General features: G+C 72.7%; 19 protein-coding genes. 6 read left to right on the plus strand and 13 right to left on the minus strand.

Annotated features, from left to right (window positions below):
* Positions 1 to 22: 22 nt before the first annotated feature.
* The 7 genes from gap to uvrA form a co-directional block, all read right to left on the minus strand.
* On the minus strand, positions 23 to 1,027 hold the full coding sequence (gene gap, locus G9H71_RS00140; RefSeq protein ID WP_166276157.1) for a type I glyceraldehyde-3-phosphate dehydrogenase: 1,005 nt from the start codon (positions 1,025 to 1,027) through the stop codon (positions 23 to 25).
* Between the two features lie 130 nt (positions 1,028 to 1,157).
* Complete coding sequence (gene whiA / locus G9H71_RS00145) at positions 1,158 to 2,135, minus strand: DNA-binding protein WhiA (RefSeq protein ID WP_166276160.1); 978 nt, start codon at positions 2,133 to 2,135, stop codon at positions 1,158 to 1,160.
* The gene (locus G9H71_RS00150) at positions 2,126 to 3,217 is read right to left on the minus strand and encodes a gluconeogenesis factor YvcK family protein (RefSeq protein ID WP_166276163.1); all 1,092 of its coding nucleotides are present in this window, start codon (positions 3,215 to 3,217) and stop codon (positions 2,126 to 2,128) included. The genes whiA and G9H71_RS00150 overlap by 10 nt, the downstream gene beginning before the upstream one ends.
* Positions 3,106 to 3,936, minus strand: coding sequence for an RNase adapter RapZ (gene rapZ, locus G9H71_RS00155; RefSeq protein ID WP_196791553.1), 831 nt, complete (start codon positions 3,934 to 3,936; stop codon positions 3,106 to 3,108). Before rapZ ends, G9H71_RS00150 begins: the two co-directional genes overlap by 112 nt.
* 107 nt (positions 3,937 to 4,043) lie before the next feature.
* On the minus strand, positions 4,044 to 6,164 hold the full coding sequence (uvrC, locus tag G9H71_RS00160; RefSeq protein WP_166276169.1) for an excinuclease ABC subunit UvrC: 2,121 nt from the start codon (positions 6,162 to 6,164) through the stop codon (positions 4,044 to 4,046).
* Between the two features lie 121 nt (positions 6,165 to 6,285).
* Positions 6,286 to 6,948 carry a response regulator gene (locus tag G9H71_RS00165; protein ID WP_166276172.1) on the minus strand — a complete coding sequence of 221 codons (663 nt, stop codon included), beginning with the start codon at positions 6,946 to 6,948 and terminating at the stop codon, positions 6,286 to 6,288.
* 145 nt (positions 6,949 to 7,093) lie between these two features.
* The gene (uvrA, locus tag G9H71_RS00170) at positions 7,094 to 10,012 is read right to left on the minus strand and encodes an excinuclease ABC subunit UvrA (protein WP_166276175.1); all 2,919 of its coding nucleotides are present in this window, start codon (positions 10,010 to 10,012) and stop codon (positions 7,094 to 7,096) included.
* 326 nt (positions 10,013 to 10,338) lie between these two features.
* Between uvrA and G9H71_RS00175 the strand changes: the two genes are divergently transcribed.
* The 4 genes from G9H71_RS00175 (at position 10,339) to G9H71_RS00190 (ending at position 13,113) form a co-directional block, all read left to right on the plus strand.
* Positions 10,339 to 11,205, plus strand: coding sequence for a carboxypeptidase-like regulatory domain-containing protein (locus G9H71_RS00175; protein ID WP_166276178.1), 867 nt, complete (start codon positions 10,339 to 10,341; stop codon positions 11,203 to 11,205).
* A gap of 71 nt (positions 11,206 to 11,276) precedes the next feature.
* Complete coding sequence (locus G9H71_RS00180; RefSeq protein ID WP_166276181.1) at positions 11,277 to 11,954, plus strand: MBL fold metallo-hydrolase; 678 nt, start codon at positions 11,277 to 11,279, stop codon at positions 11,952 to 11,954.
* Positions 11,951 to 12,811: a hypothetical protein gene (locus G9H71_RS00185; protein WP_166276184.1), complete on the plus strand. Its 861-nt coding sequence runs from the start codon at positions 11,951 to 11,953 to the stop codon at positions 12,809 to 12,811. The genes G9H71_RS00180 and G9H71_RS00185 overlap by 4 nt, the downstream gene beginning before the upstream one ends.
* Positions 12,808 to 13,113, plus strand: coding sequence for a PqqD family peptide modification chaperone (locus tag G9H71_RS00190; RefSeq protein WP_166276187.1), 306 nt, complete (start codon positions 12,808 to 12,810; stop codon positions 13,111 to 13,113). The genes G9H71_RS00185 and G9H71_RS00190 overlap by 4 nt, the downstream gene beginning before the upstream one ends.
* A gap of 129 nt (positions 13,114 to 13,242) precedes the next feature.
* On the opposite strand, the gene G9H71_RS00195 is transcribed toward G9H71_RS00190, so the two are convergent.
* The 3 genes from G9H71_RS00195 to G9H71_RS00205 form a co-directional block, all read right to left on the minus strand.
* Complete coding sequence (locus G9H71_RS00195; RefSeq protein WP_166276190.1) at positions 13,243 to 14,169, minus strand: DivIVA domain-containing protein; 927 nt, start codon at positions 14,167 to 14,169, stop codon at positions 13,243 to 13,245.
* Complete coding sequence (locus G9H71_RS00200; RefSeq protein ID WP_166276193.1) at positions 14,166 to 15,305, minus strand: globin domain-containing protein; 1,140 nt, start codon at positions 15,303 to 15,305, stop codon at positions 14,166 to 14,168. The genes G9H71_RS00195 and G9H71_RS00200 overlap by 4 nt, the downstream gene beginning before the upstream one ends.
* Before the next feature lie 63 nt (positions 15,306 to 15,368).
* Positions 15,369 to 15,740 carry a group I truncated hemoglobin gene (locus G9H71_RS00205; protein ID WP_166276195.1) on the minus strand — a complete coding sequence of 124 codons (372 nt, stop codon included), beginning with the start codon at positions 15,738 to 15,740 and terminating at the stop codon, positions 15,369 to 15,371.
* Between the two features lie 423 nt (positions 15,741 to 16,163).
* On the opposite strand from G9H71_RS00205, the gene G9H71_RS00210 reads away from it, so the two are divergent.
* Positions 16,164 to 16,739 carry a hypothetical protein gene (locus G9H71_RS00210; RefSeq protein ID WP_166276197.1) on the plus strand — a complete coding sequence of 192 codons (576 nt, stop codon included), beginning with the start codon at positions 16,164 to 16,166 and terminating at the stop codon, positions 16,737 to 16,739.
* Between the two features lie 92 nt (positions 16,740 to 16,831).
* Here the strand turns inward: G9H71_RS00210 and uvrB are convergent, their stop codons facing one another.
* The 3 genes from uvrB to rpsA all read right to left on the minus strand — a co-directional run bounded on the left by uvrB (position 16,832) and on the right by rpsA (position 21,196).
* Positions 16,832 to 18,949 (minus strand): excinuclease ABC subunit UvrB, encoded by a 2,118-nt coding sequence (uvrB, locus tag G9H71_RS00215; RefSeq protein WP_166276200.1) that lies wholly within the window; start codon positions 18,947 to 18,949, stop codon positions 16,832 to 16,834.
* A gap of 50 nt (positions 18,950 to 18,999) precedes the next feature.
* A complete protein-coding gene (gene coaE / locus G9H71_RS00220) occupies positions 19,000 to 19,608 on the minus strand; it encodes a dephospho-CoA kinase (protein WP_331272622.1) in 609 nt (202 codons plus the stop codon).
* Between the two features lie 127 nt (positions 19,609 to 19,735).
* Entirely contained in the window at positions 19,736 to 21,196 is a 1,461-nt protein-coding gene (rpsA, locus tag G9H71_RS00225; protein ID WP_166276203.1) for a 30S ribosomal protein S1, read from the minus strand.
* A gap of 336 nt (positions 21,197 to 21,532) precedes the next feature.
* On the opposite strand from rpsA, the gene G9H71_RS00230 reads away from it, so the two are divergent.
* Positions 21,533 to 22,345, plus strand: a complete 813-nt coding sequence (locus G9H71_RS00230; RefSeq protein WP_407939662.1) for a class I SAM-dependent methyltransferase — start codon at positions 21,533 to 21,535, stop codon at positions 22,343 to 22,345.
* Positions 22,346 to 22,369: the final 24 nt, after the last annotated feature.

Here is a 22,369-nt window from a genome sequence, read left to right on the forward strand (position 1 = left end):
GGGATGAGCCGGGGAGCCCGGGTCAGAGCGAGCTGCCGACCAGCTTCGACAGGTCGACGAGGCGGTTGCTGTAGCCCCACTCGTTGTCGTACCAGCCGAGCACCTTGACCTGGTTGCCGTTGGCGATCGTCAGCGAGGCGTCGAAGATGCAGGACGCCGGGTAGGTCACGATGTCGCTGGAGACGATCGGGTCCTCGGTGTACTCGAGGATGCCCTTCAGCGGCCCCTCGGCCGCGGCCTTCATCGCGGCGTTGACCTCGTCCTTGGTGACCTCGCGCTCGAGCTCGACCGTGAGGTCGGTCGCCGAGCCGGTCGGCACCGGGACGCGCAGCGCGTAGCCGTCGAGCTTGCCCTTGAGCTCCGGGATCGCGAGCGAGATGGCCTTCGCGGCGCCGGTCGTCGTCGGGATGATGTTGGTCGCGGCGGCGCGGGCGCGACGCAGGTCCTTGTGCGGGAAGTCCAGGATGACCTGGTCGTTCGTGTAGGCGTGGACGGTCGTCATGAGGCCCTTGACGATGCCGAAGCTCTCGAGCAGCACCTTCGCCATCGGCGCGAGGCAGTTGGTCGTGCACGACGCGTTCGAGATGATGTTGTGCGACGCGGGGTCGTACTTGTCATCGTTCACGCCCATGACGATGGTGATGTCCTCCTCCTTGGCAGGAGCGGAGATGATCACCTTCTTGGCGCCGGCGCTGATGTGCTTGCCCGCGTCCGAGGCGGTCGTGAAGCGACCGGTCGACTCGATGACGATGTCGGCGCCCAGCTCGCCCCAGGGCAGCGCGCCCGGGTCCCGCTCGGCGAGCGCGCGGATCTTGGTGCCGCCGACGATGAGGTTGTCGTCGTCGTAGGCGACCTCGCGGTCGAGCCGGCCGAGGATGCTGTCGTACTTCAGCAGGTGGGCGAGGGTCTTGTTGTCCGTGAGGTCGTTGACCCCGACGAACTCGATGTCGGCTCCCTGCGCGAGGGCGGCGCGGTAGAAGTTGCGCCCGATACGGCCGAAGCCGTTGATGCCAACGCGAACCGTCACTTGATCTCCTCGAATAGCTCCTGTCTGCAGGCGCACCTTACCGCGCGCCGATGAGCGCCCCCCGGGCAGTCCGACACGTGGACGAGGGGCCTCCGGCCTGTCAGCGACGTCGCGGTCACCCGCGGACCGCTCAGGCCAGCATCTCCGGCGTGATCGAGGCCTCCGTCGTGGGCAGGCCGTTGTCGAGCGCGTGCTTGTCCGCCATCGCGAGCAGCCGCCGGATGCGCCCCGCGACCGCGTCCTTGGTCATCGGCGGGTCGGACAAGGCGCCCAGCTCCTCCAGGCTCGCCTGCTTGTGCTCGAGCCGCAGCTCACCCGCCACCCGCAGGTGCTCGGGAACGCTGTCGCCGAGGATCTCCAGGGCCCGCTGCACCCGTGCCCCGGCGGCCACGGCCGCCCGTGCCGAGCGGCGCAGGTTGGCGTCGTCGAAGTTGGCGAGCCGGTTGGCGGTGGCGCGCACCTCCCGCCGCATGCGCCGCTCCTCCCAGGCCAGCACCGACTCGTGGGCGCCGAGCCGGGTCAGCAGGGCGCCGATGGCGTCGCCGTCGCGTACGACCACGCGGTCCACGCCCCGGACCTCTCGGGCCTTGGCGCTGACGTTGAGCCGGCGGGCGGCGCCCACGAGCGCGAGCGCCGCCTCGGGGCCGGGGCAGGTCACCTCGAGCGAGGAGCTGCGGCCCGGCTCGGTCAGCGAGCCGTGGGCGAGGAACGCCCCCCGCCAGGCGGCCTCCGCGTCGCAGATGCCACCGGACACCACCTGTGCGGGCAGCCCGCGCACCGGCCGGCCGCGGCCGTCGAGCAGCCCGGTCTGGCGGGCCAGGGACTCCCCGTCCTTGACCACCCGCAGCACGTAGCGGCTCCCCCGGCGCAGGCCGCCGGGGGCGACGATCGCGAGCTCGGAGGCGTGGCCGTAGACCTCGGCGATGTCGCGCCGCAGCCGGCGGGCCGCGGCCCCGGTGTCCAGCTCGGCCTCGACCACGATCCGGCCGTTCACGATGTGCAGGCCGCCGGCGAAGCGCAGCAGCGCCGACACCTCCGACTTGCGGCAGCACGACCGGGTGACCGGGAGCCGGCTGAGCTCGTCCTTCACTGCCGCGGTCATCGCCATGGGGCAGCCTCTCCTCCGACAATCGATGCGTACGCGGCCGCGAGCAGGCCGGGGTCGTGCCGCGGCGACCCGTCGGGCACGCCGACCGGCTCCAGGACCAACCGCCCGCCGGCGGACGCGACCACGTCCTCCAGGCCCTCGCGGTCGGCCACGGTAGCCGGGTCCGCGAGCACGACGTCCAGCTTCAGCCCCGGCGCGTGCGCGAGCAGGACCTCGACGTGCGCCTCCGGGGTGAACCCCTTGGTCTCGCCCGCCTGCGGGGCGAGGTTGAGCACGAGCATGCGCCGGGCCGGCGTGTCCAGCAGCGCCTGGGCCAGCCCCGGGACCTGCAGGTGGGGCAGCACGCTCGTGAACCACGAGCCCGGGCCGAGCACAACCCAGTCGGCGGCGCGGATGGCGTCCACCGCCTGCGCGCACGCCGGGGGCCGCTCCGGCATGAGCTGGATCCCGAGGACCTGTCCCGGCGTGGTCGCCGCGGCGACCTGGCCGCGCACGGTCGTGATCTCGTCGGGCCGGTCCGGGTCCGCGCCTAGGACGGTGGCCGCGATGTCGAGCGGGACCTCTGCCATCGGGAGCACCCGCCCCTCGCAGCCGAGCAGCCGCCCCATCCACTCCAAGGCCGCCACGACGTCGCCGCCGAGCCGCTCCCACAGCGCGACGATCAGCAGGTTGCCGACCGCGTGGCCGTGCAGCTCGCCGCCACTGACGAAGCGGTGCTGCACCACGTCGGCCCAGGTCCGCCCCCACTCGTCGTCCCGGCACAGCGCCGCCAGCGCCTGGCGCAGGTCGCCGGGAGGGAGCACGCCGAGCTCGCCGCGCAGCCGCCCGCTGGAGCCGCCGTCGTCGGCGACGGTCACGACCGCGGTGAGAGCGCGCGTGACCCGGCGCAGCGCGGACAGCGAGGCCGCGAGCCCGTGGCCGCCCCCGAGCGCGACCACCGCCGGTCCGGGGACGTGCCCGTCCGTCGCCGTCACTCGCGGCCCAGGTCGCGGTGGACCACCGTCACCTCCGCGCCGGCCGCGCGCAGCCTGCGGGCCAGCTCCTCGGAGATCGCGACGGACCGGTGCTTGCCGCCGGTGCATCCCACCGCGAGCGTCGCGTAGTGCTTGCCCTCGCGCTCGTAGCCGTCGGTCACGATGCCCAGCACGTCGCTGAAGCGGTCGACGAACTCACGGGCGCCCGGACGGGACAGGACGTAGTCGCGGACGTCGGGGTCCTGCCCGGTCTGCGGGCGCAGCGTCGGGACCCAGTGCGGGTTCGGCAGGAACCGGCAGTCGACGACGAGGTCGGCGTCGACCGGCAGGCCGTACTTGTAGCCGAAGGACATCACGGTGGCGCGGACCCCGTGCGAGGCCGCCTCGTCGAAGGCGCGGCGCACGGCGTCGGCGAGCTGGTGCACGTTGAGCGCGCTGGTGTCGAGCACCACGTCGGCGTCGCCGCGCACGTCCTCCAGCAGGCGGCGCTCGGCCTGGATGCCGTCGAGGATGCGCCCGCCCTCCTGCAGCGGGTGGGGGCGGCGTACGGACTCGAACCGGCGCACCAGGACGTCGTCGGCCGCCTCGAGGAACAGCGTGCGCACCGTCATCCCGACGCCGGCCAGGTCCTCCAGCGCCGCGCGCAGGTCCAGCGAGAAGGCGAGGCTGCGCACGTCGACCACCGCGGCCATTCGCGGCACCGAACCCGCGGTCCTGCTCGCGAGGTCGGCGAGCCGGGGCAGCAGCGACGGCGGCAGGTTGTCCACGACGTACCAGCCGAGGTCCTCGAGCGTGTTCGCAGCCGTGCTGCGGCCGGCGCCGGACATGCCGGTCACCAGCACGAGCTCGACGGGGGGCCGCGCCGGAGCCTCCGGCTCGTCCTGCCGCGAGCCCTCCTGCGGCACGGCCGGAGCCTCCTCCCGCGTCGCGTCCACTACGCCGTCCCTCCCGTGCCGGTCCGCACCGCGGCGGCAGCCGCGTCGTCCCCAGCCGGCAGGCCGGGGGGCTCGTCCTCCGGCGGAGTGCCGCCGGAGCCGGAAAGCATTGCACCCGCAGGCTGCTTTGACAGCCCCGCGCCGGGGCCCGCGAGGGCGGCGACCACCGCTTCGGCCGTCCGCGGCCCGATGCCGGGCAGCGTCGCGATCTCCTCCGCCGTGGCCTCGCTCAGCTTCTTCACGGAGCCGAAGTGGCGCAGCAGCGCCTTGCGGCGCGCGTCCCCGAGGCCGGGCACGTCGTCCAACACGCTCGCGCGGACCGACTTCGCCTTGCGCTGGCGGTGGAAGGAGATCGCGAAGCGGTGCGCCTCGTCGCGTACGCGCTGCAGCAGGTAGAGCCCCTCGCTGCTGCGCGGGAGGATGACCGGGTGGTCGTCGTCGGGCAGCCACACCTCCTCGAGCCGCTTCGCCAGCCCGCAGAGGGCCACGTCGTCGACACCCAGCTCGTCGAGCGCCCGCTGGGCCGCGGCGACCTGCGGCGGGCCGCCGTCGACGACGACGAGGTTCGGCGGGTACGCGAACTTGCGCGGGCGCCCCGTCTCGGGGTCGATGCCGCGCGGGGCGCCCGACCCCGGCTGCTCGGCCTCGCCCGGCGCCCCGCCGTCGACGGGGTCCAGCGCCGACAGCCCGCCCTGCTCGACGCCGGCCTCACCCGTGCGCTCGCGCTCGTCGAGATAACGCCGGAACCGCCGGGTGATGACCTCGTGCATCGACGCCACGTCGTCGGAAGTGCCGTTCAGGCCTCGGATGGCGAAGCGGCGGTACTCGCTCTTGCGCGCGAGCCCGTCCTCGAACACCACCATCGAGGCGACGACCTCGTCGCCCATCGTGTGCGAGACGTCGTAGCACTCGATGCGCAGTGGCGCGGACTCCAGCCCCAGCGCCTCCTGGATCTCCTGCAGCGCCCGCCCGCGGGTCGTCAGGTCGCTCGCCCGGCGCGTCTTGTGCAGCGCGAGGGCCTGCTGGGCGTTGCGGGCGACGGTCTCCATCAGCGCCTTCTTGTCCCCGCGCTGCGGGACCCGCAGGTCCACCCGCGCACCGCGCACGAGCTGGAGGATCTCGGCGACGACCGTGGGGTCCTCCGGCAGGGCGGGGACGAGCAGCTCGCGGGGCACGTCGTTGCCCGCGTCCAGGTAGAACTGCTCGACGAAGCGCTCGACCAGCGCCGGGGTGTCGACGTCCTCGACCTTGTCGACGACGAAGCCGCGCTGGCCGCGGACGCGGCCGCCGCGTACGTGGAAGACCTGCACAGCGGCCTCCAGCTCGTCCTCGCAGAAGGCGACGACGTCGGCGTCCGTGCCCTCGGGCAGCACGACCGCGCTCTTCTCCATAGCCCGCCGCAGCGCGCCGATGTCGTCACGCAGCCGGGCCGCCCGCTCGAACTCCAGCTCGTCCGAGGCCTCCTGCATGCGCTGCTCGAGCCGGCGCACGAAGCGGGTGGTGGACCCGGCCATGAAGTCGCAGAAGTCGTCGACGATCTGCCGGTGCTCCTCGGCACTCACCTTGCCGACGCAGGGCGCCGAGCACTTGTCGATGTAGCCGAGCAGGCACGGGCGCCCGACCTGGGACGCACGCTTGAAGACGCCGTTGGAGCAGGTACGCGCAGGGAAGACGCGCAGCAGCAGGTCGAGCGTCTCGCGGATGGCCCAGGCATGGGCGTAGGGGCCGAAGTAGCGGACGCCCTTGCGCTTGGGACCGCGCATCACCGTGAGCCGCGGGTAGTCGTCCGACACAGTGACGGCGAGGCTGGGATAGCTCTTGTCGTCGCGGTACTTCACGTTGAAGCGCGGGTCGAACTCCTTGATCCAGGAGTACTCCAGCTGGAGCGCCTCGACCTCGGTGTTGACGACCGTCCACTCGACGCTCGCGGCCGTGGTGACCATCGTCGCGGTCCGCGGGTGCAGCCCCAGGACGTCCTGGAAGTAGTTGTTCAGCCGGTTGCGCAGGCTCTTCGCCTTGCCGACGTAGATGACCCGGCCGTGCGCGTCGCGGAAGCGGTAGACCCCCGGGGAGTCCGGCACCTCCCCCGGTGCGGGGCGGTAGCTCGCGGGATCGGCCATGGATACCGATGCTACGTTCGCGCCGGCGCTGCCCGGCTCTGCCGGATGGCTCGTCCGGGGCGCACGGACGCCGAGCCCGCGCGGTCGGGACCGAGCGCGCCCCGACCGCCTCCGCCGGGCGTCAGGTGTCGGACGTCGGCAGCAGGCCCTCGCGCACGGCCACCGCGAGCGCTTCGAGCTTCGAGTGCACGCCGAGCTTGGCCAGGATGTTGGCCACGTGGTTGCGCACCGTGTTGACGCTGACCGACAGCCGCTCGCCGATGGCCGCGTTGCCCAGGCCCTCGGCGATCAGGACGAGCACCTCGAGCTCGCGGGGGGTCAGGTCCGAGCCGAGCCCGCGCTGCACGCGGTGCAGCCGGGGCAGCAGCCTCGACAGCAGCGCAGGGCTCACGAGAACCTCGCCGACCGACGCGGCCCGCACGGCGGCCACGAGGTCGTCGACCTTGCCGGACTTGGACAAGAAGCCCGAGCACCCGGCCTCGGTGGCGGCCACGAGCGTCGCGTCATCGGTCGCGGCCGTGACGACGACGATCTTCGCGCTCGGCGCGATCTGCTTCACCCGCGGGATCTCGTCGACCCCTCGCCCGTCGGGCAGCCGGTGGTCCAGCAGGACGACGTCGGGCGGGTCGAGGGCCACCCGCTCGCGGGCCGCCGCGAGGGTGCCGACGATGCCGACGACCTCGATGTCGGGCTCCTGCTCGAGGACGAGCGCGACACTGGACGCCACCATCTCGTGGTCGTCCACCACGAGCACGCGGATCGCCCGCTGTTCGTGGTCAGACAAGCCTTCCGGCACAGGGCACCCTCCTGCTGCGAAGCTACCACGCTGCCCCGGACGTGCTGTCACGACGACGGCGGGCCGACGGCCCGCCGTCGGGGTGACGACAGGCCGTCCCGCGGCCGGAGCGGCGGCCGCGGACCGGAGCCGGTCAGACCGCCTTCTGCACCCGCCGACGAGCCGGGCTCTTCCCGGCGGCGGCGACGGCGCGGCGCTGGCCCGGCCCGCCGCCCATCCCGAGCACCTCGCGCAGGAACCGGCCCGTGTGGCTCGTCGGGTGCGCAGCGACCTCCTCCGGCGTGCCGGTCGCCACCACCGTGCCGCCGCCCGTGCCGCCCTCCGGGCCCATGTCGATGACCCAGTCGGCGCTCTTGATGACGTCGAGGTTGTGCTCGATGACGAGCACGCTGTTGCCCTGGTCGACCAGCCGGCCGAGGACGCCGAGCAGCTTGTTGATGTCCTCGAAGTGCAGGCCCGTGGTCGGCTCGTCCAGCACGTAGATCGTGCGCCCGTTGGACCGCTTCTGCAGCTCTGAAGCGAGTTTCACGCGTTGCGCTTCGCCTCCCGACAACGTCGGGGCGGGCTGGCCGAGGCGGACGTAGCCGAGGCCGACGTCGACGAGGGTCTTCAGGTGGCGCGAGATCGCCGGCACCGCCGAGAAGAACTCCGCGGCCTCCTCGATGGGCATGTCGAGGACCTCGGCGATCGTCTTGCCCTTGAAGTGGACCTCGAGCGTCTCCCGGTTGTAGCGCGCCCCGTGGCACACCTCGCACGGGACGTAGACGTCGGGCAGGAAGTTCATCTCGATCTTGATCGTGCCGTCGCCGGAGCAGGCCTCGCAGCGCCCTCCCTTGACGTTGAAGGAGAACCGGCCAGGCAGGTAGCCACGGACCTTCGCCTCCGTGGTCTCGGCGAAGAGCCGGCGCATGTGGTCGAACACGCCGGTGTAGGTCGCGGCGTTGCTGCGCGGCGTGCGGCCGATCGGGCTCTGGTCGACGTGCACGACCTTGTCGAGGTGCTCGAGGCCGGTCACGGTCTTGTGCCGGCCCGGCACCTGGCGCGCGCGGTTGAGCTTGTTGGCCAGCACCGTGTAGAGGATGTCGTTGACCAGCGTCGACTTGCCCGAGCCGCTCACGCCGGTCACGGCGACGAGCTGGCCGAGCGGGAACGCGACGTCGACACCCTGCAGGTTGTGCTCCCGGGCGCCCTTGACGACGAGCTCGCGGCCCGGGTCGCGCGGCCGGCGCTCCGGCGGGGTGGGGATCGACTTGCGGCCGGAGAGGTAGGCCCCGGTCGGCGAGTCCGGGTTGGCCAGCAGCCCCGCGACGTCACCGGTGTGGACGACCTGGCCGCCGTGCTCCCCCGCCCCCGGGCCGATGTCGACGACCCAGTCGGCGGTGCGGATCGTGTCCTCGTCGTGCTCGACCACGATGAGCGTGTTGCCCAGGTCGCGTAGCCGGGTGAGGGTGTCGATGAGCCGGCGGTTGTCGCGCTGGTGCAGGCCGATCGACGGCTCGTCGAGGACGTAGAGCACGCCGACGAGGCCGGAGCCGATCTGGGTCGCGAGCCGGATGCGCTGGGCCTCGCCGCCGGAGAGCGTGCCGGCTGCCCTGTCGAGCGAGAGGTAGTCGAGCCCGACGTCGAGCAGGAACCCGAGCCTCGCCCCGATCTCCTTGAGGACCCGCTCGGCGATCTGCTTCTGGCGGGGAGTGAGCTCGAGGTCGGCCAGGAAGCCGGCGCAGTCGCGGATCGGCAGTCCGCAGACCTCCGCGATCGACTTGCCGCCGACCGTGACGGCCAGGATCTCGGGCTTGAGCCGCGCCCCCTTGCAGGCCGGGCACGGGATCTCGCGCATGTAGCCCTCGTAGCGCTCCTTGCTCCACTCGGAGTCGGTCTCGGAGTGCCGGCGCTTGACGAAGGGGATCGCCCCTTCGAAACCGGTGAAGTAGGAGCGCTCGCGGCCGAAGCGGTTCTTGTACTTCACGTGGACCTGGTAGTCCAGGCCGTTGAGGACGGCGTCCTTCGCCCGCTTCGGCAGCTTGCGCCACGGCTCGTCGAGGCTGAAGTCGAGGGAGGACGCGAGCGCCTCGAGCAGCCGGACGAAGTAGTCGGCGGACTGGCCGACCGACCACGGGGCGACGGCGCCCTCGCGCAGCGAGAGGTCCTCGTCGGGCACGAGCAGCTCGGGGTCCACCTCGAGCTTGGTGCCGATGCCGGTGCACTCGGGGCAGGCGCCGTAGGGGGCGTTGAACGAGAACGACCGCGGCTCGAGCTCCTCGAACGACAGGTCGTCGTAGAGGCAGGCCAGGTGCTCGCTGTAGACGCGCTCGCGGCCCGGGTCGTCGTCGGGCAGGTCGACGAAGTCGAACACGACCAGGCCGCTGGCGAGCCCGAGCGCGGTCTCGACGGAGTCGGTGAGCCGGCGCTTGGACGAGGCCTTGACCGAGAGCCGGTCGACGATCACCTCGATGGTGTGCTTGTAGCGCTTGTCCAGCTTCGGCGGCTCGCTCAGCTGGACGACCTCGCCGTCCACCCGGGCCCGGCTGTAGCCCTTGGTCTGCAGCTCGCCGAAGAGCTCGGCGTACTCGCCCTTGCGGCCGCGGACCACCGGGGCCAGCACCTGGAAGCGGGTGCCCTCGGGCTGCTCCATCACCCGGTCGACGATCTGCTGCGGCGTCTGGCGGGCGATCGGCCGCCCGCACTTGGGGCAGTGCGGCGTGCCGGCGCGCGACCAGAGCAGGCGCAGGTAGTCGTAGACCTCGGTGATGGTGCCGACGGTCGACCGCGGGTTGCGGCTGGTCGACTTCTGGTCGATCGACACCGCCGGGGAGAGGCCCTCGATGAAGTCGACGTCGGGCTTGTCCATCTGCCCGAGGAACTGCCGGGCGTAGGACGAGAGCGACTCGACGTAGCGGCGCTGGCCCTCCGCGAAGATCGTGTCGAACGCGAGGCTCGACTTGCCCGACCCCGACAGCCCCGTGAAGACGATGAGGCTGTCCCGGGGCAGGTCCAGGGAGACGTCCTTGAGGTTGTGCTCGCGCGCACCACGGACGATCAGGCGGTCAGCCACGGGCCCCTCTCGCATCTGCGTGGGTAGTGCTCGCCGCGCACGGTCGTGCGCGGCTGGTCGTGCTGGGTCGTGCCCTTCGGTGCTCCGGTCGTGCTGGTCGGAGCCCTGCGGCGTCGGACGGGAGACGCCCGCTCGTGCGCGCGCCGGAGCCCGGTCCAGGCCGCGTTCCATGCTAGGTGCCGCCACCGACAGTCGCCCCCGACGAGTCGGCCGCCGGACTTGTCCGGCATGCCGCCGGTCACAAGCACACGGCAAGGAAGCGGCAACTGGATCTTCCTAGCGTCGCACCGACACGAGATCCGCGACCTGACGCTGCAGAAGGAACCATGACCTCCAACGACAGCACGACCCCGCACGCTTCCCTCGACCGCCGCACGCTGCTCAAGCGGGCCGGCGTGGTGGGCGCCACGGCCGTGTGGGCCGTGCCCACCATCACCAGCACCGGCTCCGCCTGGGCGGTGGGCAGCCCCGCCCCGGGCGGCGGCGGCGATCCGGTCCCCGTACCCACGGGCACGGTGAAGGGCAAGGTCGTCGACGGCGCGACGCTGCGTCCGGTGGCCGGGGCCACCGTCACGGCAGGCACCGTGTCGGCGACGACGGCTGCCGACGGCACCTACACGCTGGCCAAGGTGGCGAGCGGCTCCGCGTCCGTCAGCGTGAGCGCGCCCGGCTACACGACCGCAACGGCCCAGGTCGACGTCCCCGCCAACGCCTCCGTCACGCGCGACTTCGCCCTGTCCACCACGGGCAGCTTCCGCGCGATCCTCTCGTGGGGCAACGTCTCCGACCTCGACCTCTACGTGAGCGGCCCGAAGCCCGACGGCACGCGGTTCACCGCGTCGTACAACAACTACCGGCCGGTCCCCTACGTCTCGCTGGACGTCGACTCGCGCAACCCCGGCGGCACCGAGACGACGACCATCACGGTGGACACCCTCGGTGGGTCGTTCGTGCCGGGCGAGTACCGGGTCTGGGCCTACAACTACTCCGGCAGCCCCGCCTACGACACCAACGGCGCGCGCCTGTCGCTCTTCGGCCCGAGCGCGCAGCTGGGCACCTGGGACGCCGCGGCGGCCGGGGGCTCCGCGAGCGACCGCTACTGGTACGTCGTCGCGTTCACCGTGGCGGCCGATGGCTCCGTGACCGCGCTGGACGTGAAGCAGCAGCGACGCGCGGACGCGGCCGGGCTCTGAGCCTTGCCCGGGGGCCGGCAACTGCGGGGAGGGGCAGCGGCCGGCCCCCGGCGAGCAGGCAGGATGGCGCAGTGAGCTACACCGGGGACGTACGCGTGGGCGGGCCGCCCGACGTGCTGGAGCTGCCGTCGATCACGGTCGTCAAGCTGGCCGTGGGGCCGATGGACAACAACGCCTACCTGCTGCGGTGCCGCCGCACAGGTGGAGTGCTGCTCGTCGACGCCGCCGGCGAGGCCGACCGGCTGCTCGCCCTGGTCGACGAGTACGCACAGGGCAGGCTCGACCGCGTCGTGACGACGCACCGCCACCCCGACCACTGGGGCGCCCTCGCCGCTGTCGTCTCGGCCACCGGCGCACGGACCGCGGCCGGGGAGCCCGACGCCGACGCCATCCCCGTGCGCTGCGACGACCGGCTCGTCCACGGCGACTCGGTCCCGGTCGGCGAGACGGGCGCGGGCGCGGCCCGGCTGCGGGTCGTCTCGCTCGTCGGGCACACCCCCGGCTCGGTGGCCCTGGTCGCCGAGGAGGCCGAGCCCGAGCCGCACGTGTTCACCGGCGACTCGCTGTTCCCCGGCGGGGTGGGCAAGACGCACTCCCCCGCCGACTTCACCTCGCTGCTCGGCGACGTCGAGCGCGAGCTGTTCGGCCGGCTGCCCGACGCCACGGTCGTCCACCCTGGCCACGGCAAGGACACCACCCTCGGCGCCGAGCGCCCCGCGCTGCCGGAGTGGCGGGCGCGCGGGTGGTGAGCGAGACCCGCGACTGCGAGCGCCTCGGCCCCTACCTGGCGCTCGACGCCGTCGTCGAGGTGTCCGTCGAGGACGCGCGGACCGCGGCGTACCTGCGCCGGGCGCTGTCCGGCCTGCCCACGGCGCCGGCTGGCGCGCGCCCGGTCCGCTACGCGCTGCGCCGCGTCGACGCCGGCCACGTGCTCGAGCGCAACGACGAGCCCGTGCTCGTCGAGCCGGACCGCGGTTGGCTGCCCACCGCGTACCTCCTCTGGCACCTCAACCGCGACGCGGTGAACGCGACGCTGCCGCGCGCCACCGTCCTGCACGCGGCCGCGGCCAGCTGGGCCGGCGGCACGGTGCTCCTCCCCGCCCCGATGGAGACCGGCAAGTCCACGCTCGTGACCGGCCTGGTGCGAGCGGGCTTCTCGTACGTCACCGACGAGGCCGTCGCCGTCGACCCGGCCACGCTGGCCCTGACGAGCTACCCGAAGCCGATCGGCCTCGACCCGGGCTCCTGGCCGGTGCTGCCCGACGCCCGCCCCGACGACGCCGACGTCCTGCCCGAGCAGTGGCTCGTGGCCGCGTCCGGCCTGGCCGGCTCCGGCGGCGTCGCCCCGCAGCCGGTGCCGCCGGCCCGCCTGGTCGTCCTGGCTTCGTTCGAGCGCGGCGCACGGGCCCGCCTGGAGATGCTGACTCCGGGCGCCGCGGTCCTCGAGATGGCCAGGAGCTGCTTCGGCTGGCCGGGCACCGCCCGCCGGGACCTGCCGGTCCTGGCCCGGCTTGCAGAGTCCGTCCCGAGCTTCCGGCTCCCGCGCGGGGACCTCGACGGAGCGGTCGCCACGCTGCGGTCCGCCCTCGAGCGGGCGGCGGCATGACCGGGCGGCCACGGCTGCGGCCCGGCGTGCTCTGGGTCGACGTCGCCGACGAGCGCGTCGGCTACGACGAGCAGGCCGGCCGGCTGCACCTGCTCAGCCCGGTGGGCGCCGCGGTCGCGGACCTGCTGGAGTCCGGCCGCTCCGTCGACGAGGCCGTCGACCAGCTGACCGGCGCCTCCGGTCGCACGCGGGGCGAGGTCGAGCGCGCCGTCCACGACGTGCTGGCCGCGCTGGCCGCGGCGGGCCTGCTGCAGGACCGACCGGGCCCCGCCGGCCCCGGCCCCGGGGGCCCGGCGGGCTGACTCGCTGCCCGTCGCGGTCAGACGCGGCGGCGTCCCCCAGAAGGTGCCGTCGCCGCTCCGGCTGGGACCGTGCCGCAGCCGCTCCGGCGAGGCGCTGCCGCCGCTCCGCTGCGGATGAAGCCGTTCCGGCTAGCGGGACGACCGCGCTTCGTCGGGACGGCCCGGCTCCGGCACGCCGGCGTCCGACGCGTCCTCCACCGAGGTGGCCGCGGTCGCGCCAGCTGGCGCGGAGGGCGCCTGGTCCGAGAGGTCGACCACCGCGTGCCCGTCGGCGGAGGGACGGGCGTTGGCCAGCGGGTCCTTGGCCAAGGGGTCCCTGGCCAGCGCTGCCGTGCCGTTCAGCCCGGCGGGCAGCGCGGGAAGCGCCGAGACGGCCTGTGGCTGGGCCCGGCCCCACTCCAGCTCCACGTCACGCAGCAACGCCTCGAGGTAGGCCCGCAGCTGCACGCGGGTCACCTGGCCGAAGGCGCGCAGGTAGGCGACCTGCTCCTCGAGCTCCTGCTTGGCCTGCGCCGAGTCGGTGCCGGCCGCGACCGGCTCGGCCGCCGGCGCACCACTGGGCAGGGCCGGGGCCCCGTTCGGCGCGGGAGCCGCGGCGGAGGCCTCGAGCGCGAGCCGCTCGGCCTGCTCGACGATGGCCTTGGCGCGCACCCGCGCCTCCTCGACCAGCTCCTCGGCGTGCTGCCGGGCGTCGCTCGTCACGCGACGGCTGTACTGCTCGGCGTCGGCGACGTACTGGTCCGCGGTCTGCTGGGCAGCGGACAGCACTCGCACGGCTTGGAGCGACGCGGCGTCGCGACGCTCGCCGCCGCCCTCGCCGTCCGGGCTCGACACCTGCTCCTTGAGGCGGATGACCTCGTCGCGCAGCTCGCCCTTCTCCCGGATGAGCCGGGTCAGCTCCACCTGGACCCGCTCGAGGAAGACGTCGACCTCGGTCACGTCGTAGCCGCGGCGACCGAGGCCCGAGCGACCGAACAGGACGCTGTGGACGTCGGCAGGACTCAGCCGACGGGCCCACTCCTGGTGGTCGGGCACGGAGTTCGTGGGGGTCGTCATGACGTCAAGCTCCCTTCGGCACTGGGCCCCGGCCGGCTCGGGGCGAACCTCTCCGCTCGGATGCGGTGCTCCGGCACGCCCGCCTTGATGAGCTCCTTGACGGTCTCGTCGACCATCAGCGGCGCCCCGCACACGAACACGTCCCTGCTGCCCCACGGGCCGTCGCGGACCACCACGTCGCTGACGCGCCCCTTCTCCCCGGGGTAGTCGTCCTCGTCGGAGACCACGGGCACCACGGTCACCCACGGGTGGGCGCGGGCGAGCGCCTGCAGGCTCTCGAGGTCGTAGAGGTCGGCAGCCGTCCGTGCCTCGACGTAGAAGTCGACGCGGCGGGCGACGTCGTCCTGCGTGACCTGCTCGAGGATCGCCTTGAGCGGGGCCACGCCCGTGCCGCTCGCGACGAGCAGGAGGTCGCGGTCGGACGTCGTGTCGAGCACGAGCCCGCCCTGGGGCGGCCCGAGCCGGACCGCGTCGCCGACCGCGAGGTGGCGGACGAGGGCCGAGCTCACCGGGCCGCCGTCGTGAGCCTGCACGTGCAGCTCCAGGACGTTGTCCTCGCGGGGAGCGTTGGCGACGGCGTAGTAGCGCCAGAGCCGGGGCCGCAGCTCACTCTCCACGGCCACGGCCTGGCCCGGGACGAAGTCGAGGCGCTCGCGCGGCTCCAGGCGGACGACCGCGATGTCGAGCGTTCGCCGCTCGTGCGAGACCACGCGCGCGTCCCACCAGGCCGGGTCGTCGGACTGACCGGCGGCCTCGGTCATGACGGAGGCGATGACGCCGTAGGCCTCGGCCCAGTCGGCCGCGAGCTCGGGCGTCCACGCGTCACCGGCGAAGTGCTCGAGCGTGGCCAGGAGGCTGGCCCCGACCGCCGGGTAGTGCCCGGCGAGCGTCCCGAACTTGCGGTGGTCGCGACCGAGGTCCTGCAGGAACGGGACGAGTACGTCCACATTGTCCACATTGGTCACAATGTGTCCGAGCGCGGCGAACAAGCGGTCGCGCTGCGTCATCATCGAGACGGGGAACAGTGAACGGGTCTCGGGATAGTTCAGGAACAGGTGCGAGTAGAAGAACAGCGGGACCTCATCGCCGTTCGCACCGACGACCTCGAAGCTGTCGCGCATTCGCTGGATGTCCACCAGAAGCTCTCCTCCCCCACTGTCCTTGTCTCCGCCGTGCCCGGGCCGGCACGGTGCTGCCGGCTACGAACCGGATGGCACGGGATCCGCGACGATGTCGTCGCGGTGGGCGCCGAGCGCCGCTGCGACGGTCCCGAGCGTCTCGTCGTCGACCCCGAGCGACGTGAGCGTGGCCGCAAGGTGGCCCACGACCCGGTCGAAGTCCGCGGACGTGATGCCGAGCGAGCGGTGCGCCTGCGCGAGGTCCCGCCCCTCGTAGGCCTTCGGCCCGCCCGTCACCTGGACGAGCAGGGCAGCCTGGTGCTGACGGAGCCGCGCCATGTCGACGCCCTCGAAGTAGCCGGCGAGCGCAGGGTCACCCAGCACGCGGCGGTAGAACTCGTCCACCGCGGCACGAATGCCATGCTCCTGGCCGAGAACGTCGTAAATCGACACGGATCGCCTACTCCAACCTTCCAGGTGCCCGGGCCATCGCGGCCCGGCGGGACCGACTGTAGGGGGTGCCCGCCGCGTGCGTAACACAATCCCCAGACTTCGGATACGCGCTGATCACACCAGGCGGGCACGAGGAAGTTGCCGGCCGCCGAATTTCCGTCCAGGCACGGACGGTGCTACTCGGCATTCCGTGACGAGCAAATAACGGAGCGTCGCAGCCGATGGCCTGCCGCCGGTCCAGGCGGCAGGCGCACCCTATGGGCCGGTCTGCACAGTTCGCCCGGGCCCGGCGCGAGGGGTTCGCCGCCTCTTCGGACGAAGTTCGGCAACTCGAACGGTGCGACGGCCCCGTCGTTGCTAGCGTCCGACCGCTCTGGCTCGTCCAGGGCGGCACAGCTCGCAAGCGACACAGGGGGGATTGCGATGGACGACAGCGCGCAGACGCTGCCGACGGGCAGCGCGGTCGACCGACGGACGATGCTCAAGCGCGCGGGTGCGCTGGGCGTCGCGGCGGTGTGGGCGACGCCGGTCCTGCAGAGCACGGGAGTGGCCTACGCGGTGGGGAGCCCGCCGCCCGGCGGCACCCCGGTCCCGCCCGGCGGCATCAACCAGCTGCCGCTGCGGGGCGTGCTCGTGGTGCGTTTCGACGGCTCGCCCGACCGGGTCGCTCTCAGCATCTACAACGGGGGCTCCACCCTCGACCGCACGATCAACAACGAGGACAGCACGTTCATCACGTCCAAGATCGGAACGTGGCGCGACGCGAGCAGCGCGGAGCGCAGCCGCTTCACGACGTTCGGCGCGACGACGTACGCCGGCTCCGCTGCGCTCTTCGTCACCCTGCCGGCGGGCGTGGCCTTCGTCGACGGCGTGACATACACCTTCGACGGCAGCTTCTACAACTGCGGTGACGGCGACAAGTACACGACCGCCTACCGCAGCGGCAGCACCGTCTACTTCGTCCGCGCCTGCAACGAGTCGAGCGGCGGGGAGTCCTAGCCGCTGCCTCCTCGCGTACCCGCGACAGCAAAGCACGAGGGGACGGCCCAACCGGGCCGTCCCCTCGTCGCGTCGTGGGGCCAGGCCGCGAGTCAGCCGACCCCGGCGGTCCGCATCCCGCGCAGCTCCTTCTTGAGCTCCTGGACCTCGTCACGCAGCCGGGCGGCGAGCTCGAACTGCAGCTCGGCCGCAGCGGTCCGCATCTGGTCGGTCAGCGTCTGGATGAGCTCGGCGAGGTCGTTGGCCGGCATGCCGGAGGCCAGCTGCTTGGCGTGGGCGCCGACGTCCGCCTTCGAGGACAGGCCCGGCACGGGGGACTTGCCGCGCGACTGCTGCCGGCCGGACCCGCCCAGCAGCTCGGCCGTGTCGGCTTCCTCGCGGGCCAGCAGGTCGGTGATGTCCGCGATCCGCTTACGCAGCGGCTGCGGGTCGATCCCGCGCTCCTTGTTGTAGGCGACCTGCTTCTCGCGCCGTCGGGCGGTCTCCTCGATCGCCTGCGCCATCGAGGGCGTGATCTTGTCGGCGTACATGTGCACTTGGCCGGAGACGTTGCGGGCCGCGCGCCCGATCGTCTGGATCAGCGAGGTCGCGGAGCGCAGGAACCCCTCCTTGTCCGCGTCGAGGATCGCGACGAGCGACACCTCCGGCAGGTCGAGGCCCTCGCGGAGCAGGTTGATGCCGACGAGCACGTCGTACTCGCCCATGCGCAGCTCGCGCAGGAGCTCGACCCGGCGCAGGGTGTCGACCTCGGAGTGCAGGTAGCGGACCCGGATGCCGAGCTCGAGCAGGTAGTCCGTGAGGTCCTCGGACATCTTCTTGGTGAGGGTCGTGACCAGGACCCGCTCGTCGCGCTCGGTCCGCTGCCGGATCTCGTGCACCAGGTCGTCGATCTGGCCCTTGGTGGGCTTGACGATGACCTCGGGGTCGACGAGCCCGGTGGGCCGGATGACCTGCTCGACGAACTCGCCTCCCGTGCGGGTCAGCTCGTAGGCCCCCGGTGTGGCCGAGAGGTAGACCGTCTGGCCGATCCGCTCGAGGAACTCCTCCCACTTGAGCGGTCGGTTGTCCATCGCGCTCGGCAGCCGGAACCCGTGCTCGACGAGCGTCCGCTTGCGGGACATGTCGCCCTCGTACATCGCGCCGATCTGGGGCACCGCCACGTGGGACTCGTCCACGACGAGCAGGAAGTCCTCGGGGAAGAAGTCGAGCAGCGTGTTGGCCGCCGACCCCGGCTCGCGCCCGTCGATGTGCAGCGAGTAGTTCTCGATGCCGGAGCAGAACCCGACCTGGCGCATCATCTCGATGTCGTAGGTCGTGCGCATGCGCAGCCGCTGCGCCTCGAGCAGCTTGCCCTGCTTCTCCATCTTGGCCAGCTGGTCGCCGAGCTCGCGCTCGATGCCGGCGATCGCGCGCTCCATGCGCTCGGGGCCGGCCACGTAGTGCGTCGCCGGGAAGATGCGGACCTGCTCCTGCTCGGCGATCACCTCGCCGGTCAGCGGGTGCAGCATGAGGATGCGCTCGATCTCGTCGCCGAACATCTCGATCCGGACGGCGAGCTCTTCGTAGACGGGGATGATCTCGATGGTGTCGCCGCGCACCCGGAACGTGCCGCGGGTGAAGGCGAGGTCGTTGCGCGTGTATTGGACCTCGACGAACCGGCGCAGCAGCGTGTCGCGGTCGATCTCCATCCCGACGTGCAGCTCGACCATCCGGTCGACGTACTCCTGCGGGGTGCCGAGGCCATAGATGCACGAGACGGTCGCCACCACCACGGCGTCCCGCCGGGTCAGCAGCGAGCTCGTCGCCGAGTGGCGCAGCCGCTCGACCTCCTCGTTGACCGAGGAGTCCTTCTCGATGTAGGTGTCCGTCTGCGGGACGTAGGCCTCGGGCTGGTAGTAGTCGTAGTACGACACGAAGTACTCGACCGCGTTGTTCGGCAGCATCTCGCGCAGCTCGTTCGCCATCTGCGCCGCGAGCGTCTTGTTCGGCTCGAGCACCAGCGTCGGGCGCTGCAGGCGCTCGATGAGCCAGGCGGTGGTCGCGCTCTTGCCGGTGCCGGTCGCGCCGAGCAGCACGACGTCCTTCTCTCCCGCCCGGATCCGCCGCTCGAGCTCGGCGATCGCGGTGGGCTGGTCGCCGCTCGGCTCGAACTCGGACACGACGGAGAAGGGCGTGGCCGAACTGCGCTGGAGGTCGGTGACGGGTCGCACGCATCGAAGGTACGTCGCCCCACCGACAGTCGTGCCGGCGAGCGGTTGCCTCAGCTCTGGGCGGACGGCGCGTGCCGGGCCAGCCGCTCCCACAGCCGGTCGACTTGCGCCTGCAGGTGCTCCACCGGCCCCCCGCCGTCGAGCACGACGTCGGCGGCGGCCAGCCGCTGCTCGCGCGTCGCCTGGGCGGCGATGCGGGCGCGGGCTTGCTCCTCGTCCAGACCGCGGGCGGCCACGAGCCGCCGGACGCGCACGTCCTCCGGCGCGTCGACCACCACGACGAGGTCCAGGCCCGCGGTCAGCCCCTTCTCCACGAGGAGCGGCACGTCGTGCACGACGACGGCGCCCGCGGGGGCCGCGGCGACGGCCTCGGCCCGGCGCCGGGCGACCTCGGGGTGGACGATCGCCTCGAGCCGCTCGCGGGCGGCGGCGTCCGCGAACACGACGCGGCCGAGCGCGAGGCGGTCGAGGGAGCCGTCCGCGGCGAGCACCGAGCGGCCGAAGGCGGCGACGACGGCGGCCAGCCCGGGGGTGCCGGGGGCGACCGCCTCGCGGGCCAGCAGGTCCGCGTCCACGACGAGCGCGCCGAGCTCGGCCAGCCGCGCGGACGCCGTCGATTTGCCGGACGCGATCCCGCCGGTCAGCCCCACCTGCAGCACGCGCCCATTCTTCCCGCGGGGGCGGGCCGACGACGAGGCCCGTCCCCATCCCCGTCGTCGCCCCCGCCGCAGACGCCGGACGCCCCCGGCCCGAAGGGGCAGGGGGCGTCCGGTTCGGGGGTGCGGGTCAGGCCCCGCCGGTGAGCTTCTCGCGCAGCGCGGCGAGCGCCTCGTCGCTGGCGAGCGTGCCGCCGGCGTCCGCGACGGGCGCGTCGGAGGAGTAGCTCGACGGGGTCTCGGCCGACGCCTCGACCTCGGCAGCAGCCGCCGACGCGATCTGCTTGCGGTGCGCCTCGAAACGCGCCTGCGCCTCGGCGTACTGACGCTCCCACTCGGCCTGCTGGGCCTCGTGGCCGGGCAGCCACTCGTTGGTCTCCGGGTCGAAGCCCTCGGGGTAGATGTAGTTGCCCTGCTCGTCGTACGTCGCGGCCATGCCGTAGAGGGTCGGGTCGAACGTGTCGCCCTGCGCCTCGCCGGTCTCGTTGGCCTGCTTGAGCGACAGCGAGATGCGCCGGCGCTCGAGGTCGATGTCGATGACCTTGACGAAGATCTCGGTCCCGACCTGGACGACCTGCTCCGGCAGCTCGATGTGGCGCTCGGCGAGCTCGGAGATGTGGACCAGGCCCTCGATGCCCTCGTCCACCCGGACGAACGCACCGAACGGCACCAGCTTGGTGACCTTGCCGGGGACGACCTGGCCGATCTGGTGCGTGCGGGCGAACTGCTGCCACGGGTCTTCCTGGGTCGCCTTCAGCGACAGGGAGACGCGCTCGCGGTCCATGTCGACGTCGAGGACCTCGACGGTGACCTCCTGGCCGACCTCGACGACCTCGCTCGGGTGGTCGATGTGCTTCCACGAGAGCTCGGACACGTGGACGAGGCCGTCCACGCCGCCCAGGTCGACGAAGGCGCCGAAGTTGACGATCGAGGAGACGACGCCCGAGCGGACCTGGCCCTTCTGCAGGGTCTGCAGGAACGTCGAGCGCACCTCGGACTGGGTCTGCTCGAGCCACGCGCGGCGGGACAGGACCACGTTGTTGCGGTTCTTGTCCAGCTCGATGATCTTCGCCTCGAGCTCGCGGCCGACGTAGGGCTGCAGGTCGCGGACGCGGCGCATCTCGACCAGCGAGGCCGGGAGGAAGCCGCGAAGCCCGATGTCGAGGATGAGGCCACCCTTGACGACCTCGATGACGGTGCCGGTGACGACGCCGTCCTCTTCCTTGATCTTCTCGATCGTGCCCCAGGCCCGCTCGTACTGCGCGCGCTTCTTCGACAGGATCAGCCGACCCTCCTTGTCCTCCTTCTGGAGGACGAGGGCCTCGACGTTGTCGCCGACGCTGACGACCTCGGAGGGGTCGACGTCGTGCTTGATCGAGAGCTCGCGCGAGGGGATGACGCCCTCGGTCTTGTAACCGATGTCGAGCAGGACCTCGTCCCGGTCGACCTTGACGATGACACCGTCGACGATGTCACCGTCGTTGAAGTACTTGATCGTGGAGTCGATTGCGGCAAGGAAGTCTTCCGCGGACCCGATGTCGTTGATCGCGACCTGGCGCGTGGCAGGGGCCTCGACTGGGGTGGACGTCATGTAGGAGGGGCTCCGTAGCGGGCAATGAGTGTGTCGGCGTGCGCCGGGACCCGTTGTCGGCTGTGCTCGAACTGCACCAGAGGCTGTCCACCAGAGGCACGGCACCGACCCGGGGCGAAACCGGTGCGGCGCCGCAGTTGCTCACACTGCTGAGCGCGGCCCACTCGGTCTGAGGTCGCGCAGGCCCACGTACGCAGTCTCAAGGATAGGGCCCGGCAGCATAGCGGTCAACGCGGAGGAAGGACGTCGGTGACGGTGGAGTTCGACGAGGGGCCCGGACGGTCCCGACCGTCTGCCGGGCAGCCGGGCTGGGACGGCGACGACGGCGGGGCGGCCGTGACCCGGCGCGCTGCAGGGCCGGGCGAGAGCGCCCGGGCGAACCGGCACTGGTGGGACGCGGCCGCCGCCAGCTACCAGGACGAGCACGGCGCGTTCCTCGGCGACGAGGACTTCGTGTGGGGACCGGAGGGCCTGCGCGAGGCCGACGCCGGCCTGCTCGGGCCGGTGGCGGGCCGCAGCGTCCTGGAGATCGGCTCCGGCGCGGCGCAGTGCGCGCGCTGGCTCGTCGCCGCGGGAGCGGCCTGGGTCGTCGCCATGGACGTGTCGTTCGCCCAGTTGGAGGCGTCGCGGCGCATCGACGCCCGGCGCGGGTCGCACGTCCCGGTCGTGCAGGCCGACGCGCAGCGCCTGCCGTTCGCCGCCGCCTCCTTCGACATCGCCTGCTCGGCGTACGGCGGGGTCCCCTTCGTCGCCGACTCGGCCGGGGTCATGCGCGAGGTCGCGCGTGTGCTGCGCCCCGGCGGGCGCTGGGTGTTCTCGGTCACCCACCCGGTCCGATGGGCCTTCCCGGACGACCCAGGGCCCGCTGGGCTCACCGCTCGCGACTCCTACTTCGACCGCCGCCCCTACGTCGAGCAGGACGCCTCCGGCACGGCGACGTACGTCGAGCACCACCGCACGCTCGGCGACCGGGTCCGCGAGCTGACCGCCGCCGGGCTGCGCCTCGTCGACCTCGTCGAGCCCGAGTGGCCCGACGGGCACGACCGGGCCTGGGGCGGCTGGAGCCCGCTGCGCGGCCGCCTGCTGCCCGGCACGGCGGTGTTCGTGTGCGAGCTGCCCTCCGGTGGCACTGCGGGCGGCGCGAGTTAGGTTAGGGTTGCCTGACCGAGAACT

This window comes from Motilibacter deserti (assembly GCF_011250635.1).
GTDB classification, from domain to species: domain Bacteria; phylum Actinomycetota; class Actinomycetes; order Motilibacterales; family Motilibacteraceae; genus Motilibacter_A; species Motilibacter_A deserti.